Genomic DNA, 18,932 nt, shown 5'->3' on the forward strand with positions numbered 1-18,932 from the left:
GGGAAAACTCTCCCCACCCAATCGTAAATAATCAAAAATAAAACCAATATTTCAAAACTTATAACAAACGATCAACCTAATACCATGAAAAACACTATGCACAGCATAGTCCATCAATAATTACTGCGAAATCTATTGATTTCGCCTTTTCCATCTTTGCGCGAGGCAGGCCAGCACCGAAGACTACCTACCCTGTGCCTGCTACGCTTCAGGATCAGATATTGTTTGATCAGTGGCGGTTCTGGCCGGTTCGGAACGATCATCACCTCGCCAAAGGTGAGGTGGGATAGGCATGCGATAATGGCGGCAGGCCATGAAGAGGATAGGGGCCAAACCTATTCTCACAGCACTTACTCGCTCCTCCAGTGGATGCTCCCCAATTACGCGATTGATTAGATCGAAAACGGCTTCGAGTGACTCACTGAGTGGAAGACCGGGTACCGATAGGCCATGTTCTCGACCACCGTCCCAGAAGACCTCATCCGTTTGACCGTCAGGAATCCAGATTTGGTGCGTCATGTGGGGAGCGTGCTCAAGCAACGTGCTGCGAAGGCGCTCTGCGCGCTCCTCATCTCCTATCATCGCAAGCCAAGCTAGCACGAAGGTGTACAGAATCCCCGCCCGCGTATGCTCTTCGAAGTATTCGTCGCTTCGGTCTCCGGGGTGAGCGAGGACGTCTCGATAATCTGTCGTCGGGATCGGATAGTGCTGCCGAGTCACCAGACCGTCGCACAAATGCTCGGCTATGCCACGAATATAGTCGGCGACATTGGAAAGACGACCGCGGACGTCTGCTAGACGCATAAACAGAGCTAGCTCGATCGCGAAATCGTCGCGAACGGGAACAATAAGCGCCGGGTTCGCGTTCAGCATCCCGATTGCTATATTGAGCACCTTATCCGCTGCTTCGCTCATTGCCTGCGCGAATGCCTCATCCTGCACATTACTGAAGGCATCCAACCATAGTCCGTGGAGAGATAACCTTCCCAGAGTCTCGAACAGCGCGATGTTGATGTCGACTGCATTGCGAGAATTTACGGCCATTGACAACGCGTAGCGCTTATCGGCGAACGGCCCAATTTTCTCGACGAGAAGAAGGTGAGCGATGATGTTATACAGCTTCAAGACTTGATCGAAATGAGCCAGCCGCTCCTGCTGCGCTGTCCCCTTACGCAGACGGGTATTATCGCAGTGCGGCCAACTACGTAGCAGGACCAGCTCAGATGCTCGGTATGCAGCTTCAAGGTTACCCGCATCACGCGCCCATACGAAGAGAATCCAAAGGCAAAGGTAGGCCTTGCGTAGCTGGCGTGTGCGCTCTGTCTGGTTCTTGGGTTCAGTGAAGATGGCATTTAGCAAGTGACAGAAATGCCGATAAGCAACATCGGGCTGGTCAAGCATCGCTAGCGCCTTCTGAAACCGGCCCCGGTTCTCACTCTCAATTAACTCTGAACGCAACATGCCGTTGAGGATCAGATCAGCGAGGCGATCTCCATTCCACTCGGCAAAGTGAACGTTGGCTGCCTCGTTATTCCGGCAGAACCCGCTCCACTGGGCACGAACATCTTCGCGCATCTCCCCTCCCATGCATACACAGATAACGACTGGCAAGTTTGCAAAATGAGGCGGGATACGGTTCGGTATATAGTCATCAAATATTTCGTTCAGCGATGGCCGCACTGCTTGCTGGCCGGTATCCCAATGCTCTCGCGTCAAATCGCCGGACTTGATTGTGAATAGGAACAGGCTTCGAGCCCCATCGCGTTCCGAATCAGGTCCAACTGCGGCGACATCGACACCGGCTTGCCGCGTCCCACGCCGGGGACGGGTTATAACTTCGAACCCACTCTCTGCTAAAAGATCAGGCAAAATAGCGTCGAGCTCGTCACGTTCGCGCAGTGAGCGCAGATAATGCATAACAACAAGTTTCATCGCTGTTCCTGCGCCTCGTGTTTAAAATATAAAAGCATATTCTCAAGGCCGACGGGATCAACGATATTGAGGAGCGGCAGCTCGGACGAGATAGAAAACGATTTCATCTCGATCTCGGTGAAACCTGCGGTGCCCTGACCGGTATGGAGCGGCGTTAGAGACGAGCGCCCATAGAGGATGTATTGCTTAGAAAAGAGATCCTCAAAGATAGATTTCCGGCGTCCCTGCTCCATGCCCCGTTCCATCTGCTCTTTCCATTGAACACGCTCTGCTTCGCGCTGCATTTCGCTTGGGTGCAGTTCGACCAAACGCTCAATGCCCTCCAGCGCATCCTTAAATGTAGCCTTTTGCGCAAGCAGTTCAGTAATACCAGAACCATTCACTCCGCCGTCCGCGACGTAGCGCTCAAGGTACTCCTTCAGCTTGCCACCATAGCTTAGCAGCAGGGGATCGTAGATCAGATTGAGGACATCACTGGCAATATCTGGAGATCCATCGCGAAGTACTGCTAATGGAATGTCAACCGCTGCCAAAGGATCGATAAAGAACCACCCGACAGCCTTGCGGCAGAGAAACAGCTGATCTGATGGAGCCGCTGGCAGAGCCGTCGTTGGAATTGAGAAAGGTGGAGCATCGTTTCCAACGCGGCACACTTCATTAGCAAGGCATGTACGAATGTACCTCCCCCCGTTGAGCAGCCAGTAGACAACCGCACTACCAACCACATCGGCGCCTGCATCTGTCAGGGCGTGGTAAGTACTCTGAAACACGTCCAGTGTAATCCGCCCCTTTGAGCGTTCAATCAATTCACCAAGTAGGCGGACCGCTCGTTCAGCGCGCCCATCCCGCACGAGTTTGTATAAGGCATGATCGATTTGCGAGATGGTTCCAGTATTACCTGGATCAACATCTACAACGGTACTGAGGCACAACTCTATGGCATTCTCTGTCAGGCCTTCTCGATAACGCCAAAGGAGATCTGCCGCCAAGTGAATCGCGTGTGGGCTACGTGTTTGAAGGACCCGCTCGAGCTGGTCATCGAAGCGGGCTGATGCGTATACTTTTCGTTTTGCAGCAGCTCGGTAGGCTGCTTCAAGGGACCGAAGAGCGGTGCCCTCATCGTCGCTAGACGCTCCTTGGAATAGTGTGTCGAATACCTCACTGTGCCGTTCACCCAATTCCATGGCACCCAATGCCGAAATTGCTGCTAGCTTCGCTTCCCTATCGTGAGCTTGAGCGAAAAGGAGGCCCTCATCGACATCAGCATTCACTAGGAGAACAGAGAACAATTGGCGCAAAGCGAGGCTATCGCCAGTACGTGCGGCTTCGTAGATCTTGAAAGGTCTGGCAGTGTCCTTCTTAGTCCATTCCCCAAAAGCAGTACTCGGAGCACCAGCAGCCAGATCATTACCGCTTTTATCAAGTAGCCGCGTGATGAATGCAAGAAGGACGTCCTGATCTACGTTCAAAAGCGGTATCAGGTCGCAGAGCACATCCTGGACGAGAAAGAAGCGTGATCCCTCCAACTCTGCCAGCGCTTCATCGGCGTGAAGGTCAATCGGTGGCGCATAGGTGGTGCTTAATATTGTCGCGAGTACTTCCAGCAACTCAGAACGGTCATCACTCAGACGACGACATTCTAGGTCTGCGATAGTGCGAACCAAGCCGCGTGTGCGAAGCTGAGTAACCAGCTCCACCTCGTCTAACAGTGCTCTCTCCATTCTCCACACCTACTGGATCATCCGTACACAAAAGAGCTTACAATATCCTCAGGGGGTAGCGAACACATGGAATGGAATTGCAGCTTACCGCCGGAGCCGCGAGCCTCTTTTTTCTACCGCTGACTTTAGGTACACGTCCGACTCTGTTTACGCCTTTTTTGCCAGCAAAATTATCACGCTGGCCGCCTTTTCGTAGATCAGGCTAGCATAATCCCGTCATGTTTCAGGTTCAGGAGCTGGTTATTAGCCATTGCTCGCCCCCAATGATCCATAGATGACGCCAACACATTGGAACAATTAATGTGCACAAAAAACCCACCTGACAAAAGTCTAAGTAAGGATCCAAGTTTTCGAAAAGCCAGCTTTTCATGAAGAGCTTACAGTGTATTGAGGAATATCAGGGGGAAACGCATGGACAAAAGAAGCCCTTCGAATTAGATAATGACTCCAAGCAACACTTACCAATCGAAGCTAACCTGACACCTTCAGTCCAAACGTTCGGAGACCGACATAGCAAAAAATGTAAGAACTACACCAGGATATGGCGGAGCCTTCAGCTTTGCATCGGTCAGCAAGAGTTCTATACTTCTCCGATTTCGATACCATGTACGTACAGGATCAAGCAGCATGGTATCGGCTATCACTCGTGGCTTCATGTTTCGATAATACCACCTTAGATAACATGCTCAAGCAGTGCTTCCCGCTGCCACCAGTTGCCACCAGTTGCCAAACACTGCCAGACAAAAACAAAAAAGCCCATGAAAACATGAGCTTAAGTTTCAACTGATGACAATTAGTACCAGCCAATGCCTAACGCGTACTCACTCCCACTCAATCGTCGCAGGCGGCTTGGAGGAAATATCGTAAGTCACCCGGGAAACACCGGAGATTTCGTTAATGATCCGGTTGGAGACGGTCTCCAGCAGCTCATACGGCAGATGAGCCCAGCGTGCCGTCATGAAATCCACGGTCTCCACGGCCCTGACGGCGATGACGTATTCATAGCGGCGGGCATCACCGACCACACCAACGGATTTTACCGGCAGGAAGACGGCAAACGCCTGACTGGTTTTGTGGTACAGGTCCGCACGATGCAGCTCTTCAAGGAAAATGGCATCGGCGCGGCGCAGGATCTCGGCGTACTCTTTTTTAACCTCACCCAGGATGCGTACACCCAGGCCCGGCCCGGGGAACGGGTGGCGATACACCATGTCGTACGGCAGGCCGAGTTCAAGGCCAATACGGCGCACTTCGTCCTTGAACAGCTCCCGCAGCGGCTCAACCAGCTTCATCTTCATGGTTTCCGGCAAGCCACCAACGTTGTGGTGCGACTTGATCACGTGCGCTTTGCCAGTCTTGGAGGCGGCGGACTCAATCACGTCCGGATAGATGGTGCCTTGCGCCAGCCAGTTCACGTCTTTGATCTTGGCGGCTTCTTCATCAAACACATCAATAAAGGTGTTGCCAATGATCTTCCGCTTCTGTTCCGGATCGGTCACACCTTTTAGCTTCGACAGGAAGAGGTCTTCGGCATCCGCCCGGATGACCTTCACTCCCATGTTGCTGGCGAACATATCCATCACCTGATCGCCTTCGTGCAGGCGAAGCAGGCCATTATCCACGAACACACAGGTGAGCTGATCACCGATGGCCTTGTGCAGCAACGCCGCCGTGACGGAGGAATCTACGCCCCCGGACAATCCAAGAAGAACCTTGTCACTTCCCACCTGCTCGCGGATCTGCTGAACGGCATCATCGACGATTTTTGCCGGTGTCCAGAGTGCTTCACAGCCACAGATGGACATCACAAAGTGCTCCAGAATCCGCTTGCCCTGCAGCGTATGGGTCACTTCCGGGTGGAACTGAACACCATACAGGTTACGGCTCAGGTCCTGCATGGCAGCGATCGGCGCACTTTCTGTGGAGGCCAGCAGTTCAAACCCATCCGGCATGGCAACGACTTTGTCGCCATGGCTCATCCAGACATCCAGCAGCGAATCGCCGGCAGGCGTCAGGTGATCGGTGATATCGGCCAGCAGAGGGCCTTTGGCCCGCACTTTCACCTGAGCGTACCCAAACTCACGCTTCTCGGAGCTGGCAACCCGGCCACCAAGCTGCTCGGCCATGGTCTGCATTCCGTAGCAGATGCCAAGTACCGGAATACCGCGGTCAAACAAGCCGTCGGGCGCCCGCGGGCCACCCAGCTGGGTAACCGATTCCGGCCCACCGGCGAGGATGATGCCTTTGGGGTTGAACTCGTTGAGTTCATCGTCGGTTATATCGAATGCCTTGATCTCGCAGTAGACCCCGATTTCCCGAACGCGACGGGCGATCAGCTGGGTGTATTGGGAACCGAAATCGAGAATCAGGATACGGTGGTCGTGAATGTTCTGGGCCATGGAGTCCTCGGGCTGTATAGAAACAACACGGCCCGGTTTCCGGGCCGTGTCAGATCAGGCAAAGATTAACCGATACGGTAGTTGGGCGCTTCTTTGGTAATGGTCACGTCGTGAACGTGGCTTTCGCGCATTCCGGCGTTGGTAATGCGGACAAATTCAGGCTTGGTGCGCATTTCGTCCATGGTGGCACTGCCAGTGTAACCCATGGCAGCCCGGATACCACCCACGAGCTGATGCACGATGTTACGCATCGGGCCTTTGCAGGCCACGCGGCCTTCAATGCCTTCCGGCACCAGTTTTTCAATGCCTTTACTGGCATCCTGGAAGTAACGGTCGCTGGAGCCCTGCCCCATGGCGCCCAGAGACCCCATACCACGATAGGCCTTGTAACTCCGCCCCTGGAACAGCTCAACTTCTCCCGGTGCTTCATCGGTACCCGCCAACAAACTGCCGACCATAACGCAGTGCGCGCCAGCGGCGATGGCCTTGGCAATGTCACCCGAGAACCGGATACCACCATCGGCAATCAGCGGCACGCCCCGGTCTTTCAGAGCCGCCGCAACGTTAGACACCGCGGAGATCTGGGGAACACCAATGCCGGCAACAATCCGGGTGGTACAAATAGAGCCGGGGCCAATCCCTACTTTAACGGCATCCGCTCCGGCGTCTGCCAGTGCGATAGCGGCATCACCTGTGGCAATGTTGCCGCCAATAACCTGCACATCAGGGTAATTCTGCTTGACCCAGCGAACACGCTCGATCACGCCTTTTGAGTGGCCATGCGCCGTATCAACAACAATCACATCGACGCCAGCTTCCGCCAGCGCCGCGACACGGGCTTCAGTATCGCCACCAGTCCCAACCGCGGCACCAACCCGCAGACGGCCCTGCTCATCCTTGCACGCCAACGGGTAGTCCTTGGCCTTCTGGATGTCTTTCACCGTAATCAGCCCGCGCAGCTGGAATTCGTCATTCACCACCAGAACTTTCTCAATGCGGTGGCGATGCAGCAGCTCTTTTACTTCATCCAGTGCGGCCCCTTCCTTGACCGTCACCAGCTTTTCTTTCGGGGTCATGATGTCGCGTACAGGAGTATCCATGCGGCTTTCAAACCGGATATCGCGCCCGGTCACAATACCGACCAGGTCATTACCAGCCACCACCGGAAGGCCGGAAATGCTATTCGCCATGGTGATGTCGACCAGTTCCCGCACGGTGGTTTCCGGCGAGACGGTGATCGGGTCTTTGACCACACCACTCTCGAATTTCTTGACCTTGCGCACAGCAGCCGCCTGCTGTTCCACCGTCATGTTCTTGTGCATGATACCCACACCGCCTTCCTGAGCCATGGCAATCGCCAGCTCAGCCTCGGTTACCGTATCCATGGCTGCCGACACCAGCGGGATATTCAGGGTAATGCCTTTAGTCAGTTGGGTTTGCAGATTGACCTGGTGAGGGAGCACTTCGGAGTAACCAGGCACGAGCAGAACATCGTCAAACGTGAGGGCTTCTTCGGCAATACGCAGCATTGGGGTCCGCCTTTTGAACATGCTAAATTGGGAATTTCCATGCCGCACCCGCGGCGGAGCGACAAAGCAAAATCCTTAATCGATCTATTATAAAGTGGAGCGGAAAGACAGTAAACCGCGCGGTTTTCGCCCTTCGGTTGCATCTTTTTGAATTTCCGTTATTTTTGGCCTTCTCTCGGCTATTGCGTATGAATCACTCTGGAGCCTGACCTTTGAGCACCCCCTACCCGGACACTCGCCCCCGCGCGCTGACCGTCAGCGAACTTAACCATCAGGCGCGCCACCTGCTCGAATCCAGCTTCATGCAGGTCTGGGTTGAAGGCGAACTGTCAGGGTTTTCACGCCCATCCTCCGGGCACTGGTATTTTTCGCTCAAAGATCAGAAGTGCCAGATCCGGTGTGCCATGTTCCGGGGCGCCAACCAACGCATCCGAACCATTCCCAGGGAAGGTGACCAGATCCGGATTCGCGGCAAAGTCACACTTTATGAAAACCGGGGGGACTTTCAGATCATCGTTGAACACCTCGAACCTGCGGGGCTGGGCGCCCTGCAACAGGCCTTCGAGGCGCTCAAGGTCAGGCTCCAGGCCGAAGGCCTTTTCGATCCGGCGGTCAAAAAGCCAATACCCGCCACACCGAAACACATTGGCGTGATCACCTCACCAACCGGAGCTGCCATCCACGACATCCTGACGGTACTTCAACGACGCTGCCCCGCGATTCCGGTCACCCTGTACCCCACATCGGTGCAGGGCCAGGCCGCAACCAGCGAAATCGTCCAGGCCATCGCCCGGGCACAGCGCCATGGTGTCGCCGATGTTCTGATTATTGGCCGGGGCGGTGGTTCGCTGGAAGACCTCTGGTGTTTTAACGAGGAAGCTGTGGCCCGGGCCATCGCCGGTTGCACGATTCCAACGGTCAGCGCCGTAGGCCACGAGGTCGACGTTACCATCGCAGACTTTGTCGCCGACCTGCGGGCCCCCACCCCCTCAGCCGCCGCAGAGAAAATTTCGCCGGATCAACAAGACTGGCTTCGCCGGTTAAGGGAGCAGCAGTCCCGGCTCAGTCAATCCGCCACCCGACTGCTAAAGCGCCTGGAAAACCAGCTAGGCCATCTCTCTGCCCGCCTGCGGGACCCAAGGCGGGAGCTCCAGGAAAAAGCCCAGCGCATGGATGAACTGGAGTTGCGCCTGCACAAAGCCATCAGGGAACGGCTGGGGCAGCAAAGCCAGAAGACCGGGCATCTGCAGCAGCGGATGAACGCACAATCTCCGCAACGAACCCTGAAAGCGGCCGTCGAACAAACCGCCGCGCTTCAGCAACGCCTCAACCTTGCCACCCGGCATTTGTTGCGCCAGCACCAGGACCGCTTGCAGCATGTTGCGCAAACGCTCAACGTGGTCAGCCCGCTTGCCACCCTGGGGCGCGGGTACGCCATCGTCCGGGACGAGCAGGGCCAGATCATCCGGAAAGCTGCCGACGTTCATCAAGGCTCCCGGATTACCGCAAGGCTCGGGCAGGGTTCCGTATCTGCCCAGGTGACCGAGATCAATTCTCTCCCGGAATAATGCCTTAGGGCCCGGTAACTACGCCTATGGTCTACTAGCCCCGGATTTCAAAGCTCCTAAAGTTGTGCATACACATCAAGAACAACAACATGCACAACTGAGGTGGAGCACAATGAGCTACAACTCCGAGTTTCGCCGGTCTGTGGACCAGCGAGAGGATTTCTGGCGTGACCAGGCGGAACATGTCGACTGGATCAAGACCCCGGATACCATCTGGCAATCCATGGGCAACGGCCACGGCCAGTGGTTCCCCGATGGTGAGCTGAACACCAGTGACGTTGCCCTGGACGCCAACATTCGTGCCGGTCGCGGCGACCAGAAAGCCCTGATTTACGACTCTCCCGTCACCAACACCCAGCAGTCCTTTACCTACCACGAACTGCGCGATGAAGTAGCTCGTTTCGCCGGAGCGCTCAGAGCCCGCGGCGTCGAGAAAGGCGATCGGGTCATCATTTATATGCCGATGATTCCACAGGCAGCCATTGCGATGCTCGCCTGCGCCCGCCTGGGAGCCATTCACTCGGTGGTCTTCGGCGGATTTGCAGCCCACGAACTGGCGGTCCGCATTGAGGATGCCCAACCCAAAGCCCTGATCACAGCCTCCTGCGGCATTGAGGTCGAAAAGGTTATTGAATACAAACCCCTGGTCGACAAAGCCATTGAACAATCGAGCCACAAGCCGGATGTCTGCGTGGTTTTCCAGCGTCCACAGGCACTCGCCACACTGCATGAAGGGCGTGATTTCGACTGGAACATCATCACCGCCGACGCCTCTCCCGCAGAACCCGTACCCGTCAAAGCAACCGACCCCCTGTACATCCTCTACACCTCCGGAACCACCGGCAAACCCAAAGGTGTTGTGCGCGACAACGGCGGCCATGCCGTGGCCCTCAAGTACAGCATGAAACTGGTTTACGACGCCAAGCCCGGCGACGTGTTCTGGGCGGCGTCTGACGTTGGCTGGGTGGTTGGCCACAGTTACATCGTATACGCCCCGCTGTTTACTGGCTGTACGACCATTTTGTACGAAGGAAAACCGGTAAGAACGCCTGACGCAGGCGCTTTCTGGCGCGTGGTTCAGGATCACAAGGTCAACATACTCTTTACCGCACCAACAGCTTTCCGCGCGGTGCGCAAAGAAGACCCGGAAGCGGACCAGCTCAACCGGTACGACGTTTCATCGCTGAAACGAATTTTCCAGGCAGGTGAACGCCTGGACCCGCCAACCTATGAATGGCTGAAGGAGCATACGGGGCTGCCGATCCTTGACCACTGGTGGCAGACCGAAACTGGCTGGGCAATCTGCTGCAACCCGGTCGGCATAGAAATGATGAACACCAAGCCCGGCTCCGCAACCGTGCCATCGCCCGGCTTCAATGTGCAGGTGGTCGACTTGCAGGGGCGCCAGGTCCCCGCCGGTGAACAGGGCCAGATTGCGGTCAAGTTACCCCTGCCCCCGGGATGTCTGATGACGGTCTGGGGAGACGATGAGCGTTTTCAAAGCAGCTACCTGCAACCGATTCCGGGCTTTTACAGCTCCGGCGACGGGGGCTTCATCGATGACGATGGCTACGTCTTCATCATGGGGCGGACCGACGACGTCATCAACGTTGCCGGGCACCGACTCTCGACCGGCGAAATGGAAGAAGTGGTTGCCTCGCACCCCGCCATCGCTGAATGCTGCGTGGTCGGTGCCCACGACGATCTGAAGGGACAGACTCCGGTTGGCCTGGTACTCATCAAGGACGGCGCGACGATAGACCCGGATGAACTGGAAGAAGAGTTGGTTGAAATGGTCCGGGAGAAGATCGGCGCTATCGCCTGCTTCCGCCGCGCCATCGTCGTTGACCGGCTGCCGAAAACCCGTTCGGGCAAGATTCTTCGGCGGATCATCCGCCAGATTGCAGACGGCGAGGCCTATTCGGTACCCAGCACCATTGACGACCCCGCCATTCTGGAAGAAATCAGCGAGAAATTCGCTCACTGATTCCAGAAAATACACGCCGTTGCCTGCAAGCGACCCGGGGCTCTCCTGACTGAGAGCAGACCCGGGTTGCACCATTATTACAAGTCATTGTTTTTTATCAATTTAAAAATCCACTTGATCATAAAAAAAACAATTGACGCCCCACAAAGTCGGTCTATACTGAAAATTGCTGTGCACTTCTGCAGCGTTATTTGGCGAATGCGTTACAACGTCCTGCCCTCGGCTTTTCGTTGCCCCTTCCTCAGTACGCTCCAGAGGTCTCCAGCTCACAAGAAGGTCCCGTGAGGGAAAATTATCAGTAAGACAGGAAAGATCGATGTCCGATACCAAAACTGGCCACGTGAAGTGGTTTAACGAATCCAAGGGCTTTGGCTTCATTGCCCAGGAAGGCGGCAGTGACGTTTTCGTTCACTACAGCGCAATCAACTCAAACGGGTTCCGTACCCTGGCCGAAGGCCAGCAGGTTCAGTTCACCGTCACCCAGGGCCCTAAAGGCCCGCAGGCCGAAAACGTAACGCCGCTCTGAGCCGTTATGTCAGCGTCCTGATGCCCCTCACGGGCAGGTAAAAAGAAAGGCCGGCAATCCCAGATTGCCGGCCTTTCTGTTCAAACAGGAAAGCAGATCAGACCGTCTCTTCGACTTCCGCCCTCAAGCTCTCCTGGCGGTCAGCACCGAGCACCTGAGCAACCGCAGACAACAACGCCTGCAACGTCGCCGACGTTGTATCCTCAGCCAACGCCGCTGCACTGCAATGCTGGCCGTTGGCGGTCAGACGAATGCAGGCCAGCGCATTGGCATTGGTGCCCTCACCCAAGGCGTACTCATCGTACGCTTCAACGGCGACCGACAGCCCGAATTGTGTTGCCAGCGCGTCTGACACCGCCTCAACGGCTCCCAGCCCGCGACCTTCAAGGGTTGCCTGACTTGTATCACCACCAACCACTACCTCGGCACGCACGCCTTCATCATCGCGATGCAGATCGTATGACCGCAACGCCCAGTCGGCATGGACTTTGAGATAATGTTCGTCAAACAACCGGTGGATGGTATGGGAGTCAATCTCACCACCGTTGGTTTCGGCTTCACGCTGTACCACCTTGCTGAATTCAATCTGCAACCAGCGTGGCAAGGTGATGTCGTAATCCCGCTCCAGAACGTAGGCAACGCCGCCTTTCCCCGACTGACTGTTGATCCGGACCACTTCTTCATACCGCCGGCCAACATCGAACGGATCAATCGGCAGATACGCCACATTCCAGACATCGCCTTCTTCCCGGCGGGCCAGGCACTTCCGTATGGCGTCCTGATGGCTGCCCGAGAAGGCGGTAAACACCAGCTCACCAGCATAGGGATGACGGGGGTGAGTTGAAATTTCTGTACAGGCTTCCACCACCTCGGTAATTTCTGCCATGCCGGACAAATCGAGCGTCGGATCAATGCCCTGGGAATACAGGTTCATGGCCATGGTGACCAGATCCATGTTCCCGGTGCGTTCACCATTCCCCATCAGGGTTCCTTCCACCCGGTCCGCACCCGCCATCACACCCAGCTCGGCAGCGGCGACCGCACAACCACGGTCATTATGGGTGTGCAGGCTGATGCTGATATGCTCGCGGTAACGAATGGTGTCGCAAATCCACTCAATCTGGTCGGCAAACACATTAGGCGTTGCCATTTCAACCGTTGCCGGCAGGTTGATGATCACGGGCTGCCCCTGGTCCGGACGCCAGACGTCGTTAACCGCGTCAATCACGCTGGCGGCAAAATCCAGCTCCGTCCCGGTAAAACTCTCGGGCGAATACTGGAAAGTCCATTCTGTCTCCGGGTAACGCTCCGCCAACTCTTTTACCAACGTGGCACCACGAACCGCGATATCACGAATACCTTCCCGGTCCAGGCCGAACACCTGCTCGCGCTGCACCGTCGAGGTGGAGTTGTAGACGTGTACGATGGCGCTTCTGGCCCCTTCCAGCGCCTGATACGTACGCTCAATCAGTTCGGGCCGCGCCTGGGTCAGCACCTGAATTTTCACGTCTTCGGGAATCCGGTTTTCTTCAATCAACTTTCGGCAGAAGTCGAAATCAGGCTGGCTGGCTGCGGGAAACCCGATTTCAATTTCCTTGAACCCAAGCTTGACCAGCAAATCAAACAGGCGCTGCTTCTGCGCAACCGACATTGGCTTGACCAGCGCCTGGTTGCCATCCCGGAGGTCAACGGCACACCAGGCAGGAGCCTTCTGAATAACCTGATCGGGCCAGCGACGGTCTCGTTTGGCAACCGGCTGGAAAGCAGCGTATTTGCGATGGTCAAAAGCCATGATGAAATTTCCTTCCAATGTACTTGAGTGGCAGAAACAACAGTTTACCGATAAGCCTGCGCTATTTGGTTGCCATTTCTTTTCGATTTCACGCACTCTTGGCATACTACTGCCACCAAAATGACAAACAGAGACAGATAATGGCCGACAAACAGAAAGAACTTGTCAGAATCGACAAAATGGACCGGAAAATACTCGAATACTTGCAGAAAGAGGGCTCACTGACCAATCAGCAGCTCGCAGATAAAGTGGGGCTCTCACCATCACCATGCCTGCGCCGGGTACGAGCCCTTGAAGAGGGCGGCATTATCGTTCGCACCGTCACCATTCTTGACCATAAGAAACTGGGGCTGGCCCTGACCGCCATTATCCTGATCGGCATGGACAGCCACACACCCGAGCGGTTTTCGGCCTTTGAAGAACAGGTGGGGGAGTATCCGGAAGTTCAGGAGTGCTACCTGATTACCGGCCAGAGCGCAGACTATATGCTGAAGGTGGTGGTGCCAGATATGGATCACTACCATCATTTTCTACTGAATCACATCACCCGCATACCGGGTGTGAGCGGGGTGCACTCCAGCTTTGTTCTGAGGCGCGTTATCGACAACACCACTTTACCTCTGGGCTACTTGTCCTGACCAATGAGATTACCAAGATAAGCCCGCGCCATGGTTTTCATTTCCCGGACCAGCAAAGCCCCCTGGTCATCCGGCATGGTCGCGGCGAGCCTCAGAATGGTGCCGGCTGATCGGGGTAACAGCAGGCTGGCGGTCTGACGACGATCGGCAGGAAGCTCCGGGCATTCCTGTTCAAGGCGTGTTTCCAGATCCCGTGCGTTACTGTAGAGCTCCCTCAGATCCAGCGCCCTGAGTTCTGGCATGGCCTCGACCCCACTCCAGATCGCCGAATACGCTGGCTCGGTGCGGTAGAAGTCATAAAACAGATCAATCAGCTCGTCTACCGCTTCATTCAGACTCAGGTGTGGCAACTTGGCCCGCAGCGCTTGCTCCATCTTTTCGACATGCCGCTCGGCGATGGCATGAACGATCGCGGCCTTATTCGGGAAGTAACGATAGAGTGAGGCCAACGACATTCCCGACTGCCGGGCTATAGCAGACATACTGGTGCTATCAACCCCCTGCTCATGAAAGATACCGGCGGCGTGATTCAGTATCGAGTTCACTCGCTCCCGGCTACGAGCCTGAACGGGGCGGCGGCGTGGCGCGACATCAATGGATTCGTCAGTCATGATCTGTACCTTGTGAAGCAGGCTCCGTACAATAACGCCCACTTTACGACAATGAAAGGCAACCGCGGGCGATCCCGCCTTGCCAATTAGTCGGACTCTCACTTTTCTCTGACGACAGCGGAAGACACGATGCGAGCGAGCCGTTACCTGATAGCCACCCAGAAAGAGACCCCTGCAGATGCAGAAATCATCAGCCATCAGCTGATGCTGCGGGCAGGTATGATCCGTAAACTGGCCGCGGGCCTTTACACCTGGCTGCCAATGGGCCTGCGGACCCTGCGCAAGGTTGAGCGTATTGTTCGTGAAGAGATGGATAAAAGCGGTGGCCAGGAGGTTCTGATGCCTGCGGTCCAGCCCGCCGAGCTCTGGCAGGAATCCGGCCGCTGGGAGCAATACGGCGGAGAACTACTGCGCATGAATGACCGCCACGGCAGGGACTTCTGCTTTGGCCCCACGCACGAAGAAGTCATCACAGATCTTATTCGTAGCGAGCTTAAAAGCTACAAGGAACTCCCCGCCAACTTCTATCAGATCCAGACCAAGTTCCGCGATGAGCGACGCCCCCGCTTCGGCGTGATGCGAGCCCGCGAGTTCATCATGAAGGACGCCTACTCCTTTCACCTGAACGCAGAGTCGCTGGACGATACCTATAAGGTCATGCACCAGACCTACTGCAACATTTTCAACCGTCTTGGCCTGGATTACCGTCCGGTACAGGCAGACTCGGGCTCCATTGGCGGCAGTTCCTCTCATGAGTTCCACGTGCTGGCATCATCTGGAGAAGACGCCATTGTGTTCAGCACCGGCAGCGACTACGCCGCCAATATTGAAAAAGCCGAAGCGGTTGCCCCGGCTGGTGAACGCCCTGCCCCCAAAGACGAACTCAAAGAAGTTCACACTCCGGGCCAGCGCACCATTGATGCGGTCTCCGAGTTCCTGGGCCTGCCAGCTGAGCGAAGCGTCAAGACTCTGCTGGTAAAAGCCGAAGAGGATGAAAATGGCGAGTCCGGTCTGGTTGCCCTCATCCTTCGTGGCGATCATACCCTGAACGAAATCAAGGCTGAGAATCTTGCGGGTATTGCCGAACCCCTGACCATGGCCAGCGATGAGGAAATCGAAAAGGTCATCGGCTGCAAACCCGGCTCCATCGGCCCAGTCGGGCTTCCGGTTCCGGTCATTGTTGACCGCAGTGCAGCTCATCTGTCGGATTTCGTGTGCGGCGCCAACAAGGACGATTACCACCTGACCGGCGTCAACTGGGAACGGGACGTTGAGACCGGCCGTGTGGAAGATCTTCGGAACGTCGTTGAAGGCGACGCCAGCCCGGATGGAAAAGGATCTCTGGAGATTCGCCGTGGCATCGAGGTCGGGCATATCTTCAAACTGGGTAACAAGTACAGCAAGGCCATGAATGCAACGGTACTGGACGAAAACGGCAAGACGGCAACCATGGAGATGGGCTGTTACGGTATCGGCGTTTCCCGAATCGTCGCTGCGTCTATTGAACAGAACCACGACGACAAAGGGATTATCTGGCCAGACGCGATTGCCCCGTTTGAGGTGGCGATTGTGACTCTGAACGGCCAGAAGTCGCCGATCGTTGCAGAGGCAGGCGAGAAACTCTACGAACAATTGCGCCAGGCCGGATACGACGTGCTTCTGGACGACCGTAACGAGCGCCCAGGCGTGAAATTCGCAGATATTGAACTGATCGGGATACCGCACCGGTTTGTGGTGTCTGAACGCGGGCTGACAGCTGGCACCCTTGAATACAAAGGCCGCCGCGATGCGGATAAACAGGACATTCCTCTGGAGGAAGCCCTGTCGTTTCTGGTGAAAGCCTCCCCCAAAGGCGGCCTGTAATCTGACCCTTCCAGCTCCTTACCGGCAGCCTTTCAGGCTCCCCGGTAAGGAGCGCATTGCCGGGCTCATGGGCTACACTTTGCCCACAATACCCGGCTCCATCTCCAGTTCGACACCGAATCTACCCAGCACTGACTGACGTACGTCTGCCGCAAGCGCGAGTATGTCCTGCCCGCTCCCCCCGGAATGATTGATTAGCACCAGGGCCTGGCGATTATGCACCCCGACTGTTGTGTTACGAAATCCTTTCCAGCCAGCCTGATCGATCAGCCAGGCGGCGGCCAGCTTCACTCCATCGTCTACCGGGTATGATACCAGCTCTGGAAACCGCTCCCTCAGTGCCAGATACTGCTCATGAGGAACGACGGGGTTCTTGAAGAAGCTGCCGGCATTCGGGAGCACCTCAGGGTCTGGCAACTTCCGGCGACGAACGGCCATCACCCCTTCTGCAACCTCCAGAGGGGTCAGCGAGCCCGGATCAGCATCGCCAAAATACTCCTGCAAATCCCGGTAGCCAATGTTCAGCGGCGCTGTGCGGGAGAGCCGGAGCCGGACCTCCAGGATAACGTATTGCCCGGTCTGCCGTTTGAATACGCTGTCGCGATAACCGAACCCGCAATCGCTGGCGCTCAGGGTTTTCAGCCCCAGCGTGGTGCGATCCAGCACCGTGACACTCTCAAGACAGTCGCACAGCTCCGTGCCGTAGGCACCGATATTCTGGACCGGAGCCGCCCCTGCGGTTCCGGGGATGAGCGCCAGATTTTCGATGCCACGATACCCGGAACGAGCGGCGTACAGAACAGCCTCATGCCAGTTCTCTCCGGCCTTGAGCAACAACACCGCGCCCTGGTCATCCACCTGCTCCCAGCTACGTCCCCGGAGCACCAGGCGTATGACAAGCCCGGGATAATCGCCGGAAAACACCAGATTGCTACCACCACCCAGAATCAATACCGGCTGCTGGTGTTCCCTGGCCCAGGTCAAGGCTTCTCCGAGCTGCGCAGCCTCTTCGATCTCCACGAGATATCGAGCCGCAGCCGGCACTGCAAGCGTATTCATCCCCTGCAGACTCACCTCTTCCTGAATCGTCAGCGTCGGGCTCAAGCCAGTCGCCCCCGAATATCCTCGAGCAGGCCAAGACTGGCTTCGTGAATCAAATCCAGCACATGTTCGAAACCATCCTGCCCCCCGTAGTATGGGTCGGGCACTTCAGCCAACTGAGAAGCTCCAAAATCCAGGAACAGCCGGGGTTCCGTACCACCATTCTGGTGCCATACCTCACGAACGTCCGCCAGATTTGAGCGGTCCATAACCAGCACATAGTCAAACCGGTCCAGATCGTCTGCGCAGAACTGACGGGCTTTCAGGTCGCTGATATCGATGCCGCGACGGGCCGCTGCGGCGGTTGACCTTTCATCCGGAGCCTTCCCGATGTGCCAGTTACCCGTGCCGCAAGAGTCGATGCTCAGGCGATCCTGCACACCCTGTTCGCTGGCCAGATGACGAAACACGCCCTCTGCACTGGGTGACCGGCAGATGTTACCCAGGCACACAAACAGTACGCTGATGCGATCAGACATAACGCCCTCCTTTTTCCATCAAGGCCCTCAGGCGGGCCAGGTCTTCCTCAGTGTCCACACCGGGGGCGGGAGGTCGCTCCGCAACATCCACATGAATGAGGGCCCCGTTATACAGGGCACGCAACTGCTCCAGAGACTCAACCCGCTCCGTGGGGGCTGGCAGCCAGGTGACAAACTCACTGAGCACGCTTGCCCGGTAGCCATAAATCCCGATATGCCGGAAATAACCAATGCCATCCGGAAGGTCAACATCCTGAGCGGCCGCATCTGACGGCCAGAAATCCCTTGCCCAGGGAATCGGCGCGCGGCTGAAATAATGGGCCATGCCACGGGCATCAAACACGACCTTGACCACGTTCGGGTTAAACACCTGCCGTGCGTCGTGAAGCCGTTCGCACAGAGTCGAAATCGCGGCTTCCGGATAATGCTCAAGGTTGTCGGCCACCTGGTCAATCAACTGGGGCGGTATCAGAGGCTCGTCGCCCTGAACGTTCACAACCCGATGGTCGGGGTCCAGAGCCAGCGTACGGGCAACCTCTTCCAGCCGATCGGTACCGCTTGGGTGGTTAGGCGATGTCATAATCACCTCCGCACCGAAACTCCGGCACACCTCTTCGATACGAGCGTCATCCGTGGCAATGACGACCCGGCTGGCACGGCTCTCGTTGGCTCGGTCCCAGACATGCTGAATCATTGGCTTGCCAGCAATCGGGGCCAGTGGCTTTCCGGGTAAGCGACTGGAAGCGTAACGAGCGGGAATGACAACGGTAAAAGACATGGACATCG

Annotated in this window: 14 protein-coding genes; 5 read left to right on the plus strand and 9 right to left on the minus strand. The window is 56.3% G+C overall.

Annotation, left to right across the window (positions count from 1 at the left end):
- Window positions 1–201: 201 nt before the first annotated feature.
- The 4 genes from K325_RS0108325 to guaB form a co-directional block, all read right to left on the minus strand.
- Window positions 202–1,932, minus strand: a complete 1,731-nt coding sequence (locus K325_RS0108325) for a hypothetical protein (RefSeq protein ID WP_051146599.1) — start codon at window positions 1,930–1,932, stop codon at window positions 202–204.
- Complete coding sequence (locus K325_RS0108330) at window positions 1,929–3,653, minus strand: hypothetical protein (protein ID WP_029653808.1); 1,725 nt, start codon at window positions 3,651–3,653, stop codon at window positions 1,929–1,931. Before K325_RS0108330 ends, K325_RS0108325 begins: the two co-directional genes overlap by 4 nt.
- An 821-nt stretch (window positions 3,654–4,474) precedes the next feature.
- Entirely contained in the window at window positions 4,475–6,052 is a 1,578-nt protein-coding gene (gene guaA / locus K325_RS0108335; protein WP_029653809.1) for a glutamine-hydrolyzing GMP synthase, read from the minus strand.
- A 65-nt stretch (window positions 6,053–6,117) separates the two neighbouring features.
- A complete protein-coding gene (gene guaB / locus K325_RS0108340; RefSeq protein WP_029653810.1) occupies window positions 6,118–7,581 on the minus strand; it encodes an IMP dehydrogenase in 1,464 nt (487 codons plus the stop codon).
- 212 nt (window positions 7,582–7,793) lie between these two features.
- Here guaB and xseA point away from each other — a divergent pair, with 212 nt between their 5' ends.
- The 3 genes from xseA (at window position 7,794) to K325_RS0108355 (ending at window position 11,662) form a co-directional block, all read left to right on the plus strand.
- On the plus strand, window positions 7,794–9,149 hold the full coding sequence (gene xseA, locus K325_RS0108345; RefSeq protein ID WP_029653811.1) for an exodeoxyribonuclease VII large subunit: 1,356 nt from the start codon (window positions 7,794–7,796) through the stop codon (window positions 9,147–9,149).
- 64 nt (window positions 9,150–9,213) lie between these two features.
- Complete coding sequence (locus tag K325_RS0108350) at window positions 9,214–11,136, plus strand: propionyl-CoA synthetase (RefSeq protein ID WP_228128414.1); 1,923 nt, start codon at window positions 9,214–9,216, stop codon at window positions 11,134–11,136.
- A 316-nt stretch (window positions 11,137–11,452) separates the two neighbouring features.
- Window positions 11,453–11,662: a cold-shock protein gene (locus tag K325_RS0108355; RefSeq protein WP_022989121.1), complete on the plus strand. Its 210-nt coding sequence runs from the start codon at window positions 11,453–11,455 to the stop codon at window positions 11,660–11,662.
- A gap of 97 nt (window positions 11,663–11,759) precedes the next feature.
- On the opposite strand, the gene leuA is transcribed toward K325_RS0108355, so the two are convergent.
- Window positions 11,760–13,454 carry a 2-isopropylmalate synthase gene (gene leuA, locus K325_RS0108360; protein ID WP_029653813.1) on the minus strand — a complete coding sequence of 565 codons (1,695 nt, stop codon included), beginning with the start codon at window positions 13,452–13,454 and terminating at the stop codon, window positions 11,760–11,762.
- Between the two features lie 140 nt (window positions 13,455–13,594).
- On the opposite strand from leuA, the gene K325_RS0108365 reads away from it, so the two are divergent.
- The gene (locus K325_RS0108365) at window positions 13,595–14,092 is read left to right on the plus strand and encodes an Lrp/AsnC family transcriptional regulator (RefSeq protein WP_029653814.1); all 498 of its coding nucleotides are present in this window, start codon (window positions 13,595–13,597) and stop codon (window positions 14,090–14,092) included.
- Here K325_RS0108365 and K325_RS0108370 read toward each other — a convergent pair.
- Entirely contained in the window at window positions 14,080–14,703 is a 624-nt protein-coding gene (locus K325_RS0108370; protein WP_029653815.1) for a TetR/AcrR family transcriptional regulator, read from the minus strand. The genes K325_RS0108365 and K325_RS0108370 overlap by 13 nt on opposite strands.
- A gap of 129 nt (window positions 14,704–14,832) precedes the next feature.
- On the opposite strand from K325_RS0108370, the gene K325_RS0108375 reads away from it, so the two are divergent.
- Window positions 14,833–16,566, plus strand: a complete 1,734-nt coding sequence (locus K325_RS0108375) for a proline--tRNA ligase (protein WP_029653816.1) — start codon at window positions 14,833–14,835, stop codon at window positions 16,564–16,566.
- Between the two features lie 72 nt (window positions 16,567–16,638).
- On the opposite strand, the gene murB is transcribed toward K325_RS0108375, so the two are convergent.
- The 3 genes from murB to kdsB are packed head-to-tail and all read right to left on the minus strand — an operon-like array spanning window position 16,639 to window position 18,924.
- A complete protein-coding gene (gene murB, locus K325_RS0108380; RefSeq protein WP_029653817.1) occupies window positions 16,639–17,670 on the minus strand; it encodes a UDP-N-acetylmuramate dehydrogenase in 1,032 nt (343 codons plus the stop codon).
- Window positions 17,667–18,146 carry a low molecular weight protein-tyrosine-phosphatase gene (locus tag K325_RS0108385; RefSeq protein ID WP_029653818.1) on the minus strand — a complete coding sequence of 160 codons (480 nt, stop codon included), beginning with the start codon at window positions 18,144–18,146 and terminating at the stop codon, window positions 17,667–17,669. Before K325_RS0108385 ends, murB begins: the two co-directional genes overlap by 4 nt.
- Window positions 18,139–18,924 carry a 3-deoxy-manno-octulosonate cytidylyltransferase gene (gene kdsB, locus K325_RS0108390; RefSeq protein WP_029653819.1) on the minus strand — a complete coding sequence of 262 codons (786 nt, stop codon included), beginning with the start codon at window positions 18,922–18,924 and terminating at the stop codon, window positions 18,139–18,141. The genes K325_RS0108385 and kdsB overlap by 8 nt, the downstream gene beginning before the upstream one ends.
- Window positions 18,925–18,932 lie beyond the last annotated feature (8 nt).

Source organism: Marinobacter daepoensis DSM 16072, assembly GCF_000421165.1.
In the GTDB taxonomy this organism is placed as follows: Bacteria; Pseudomonadota; Gammaproteobacteria; order Pseudomonadales; family Oleiphilaceae; genus Marinobacter; species Marinobacter daepoensis.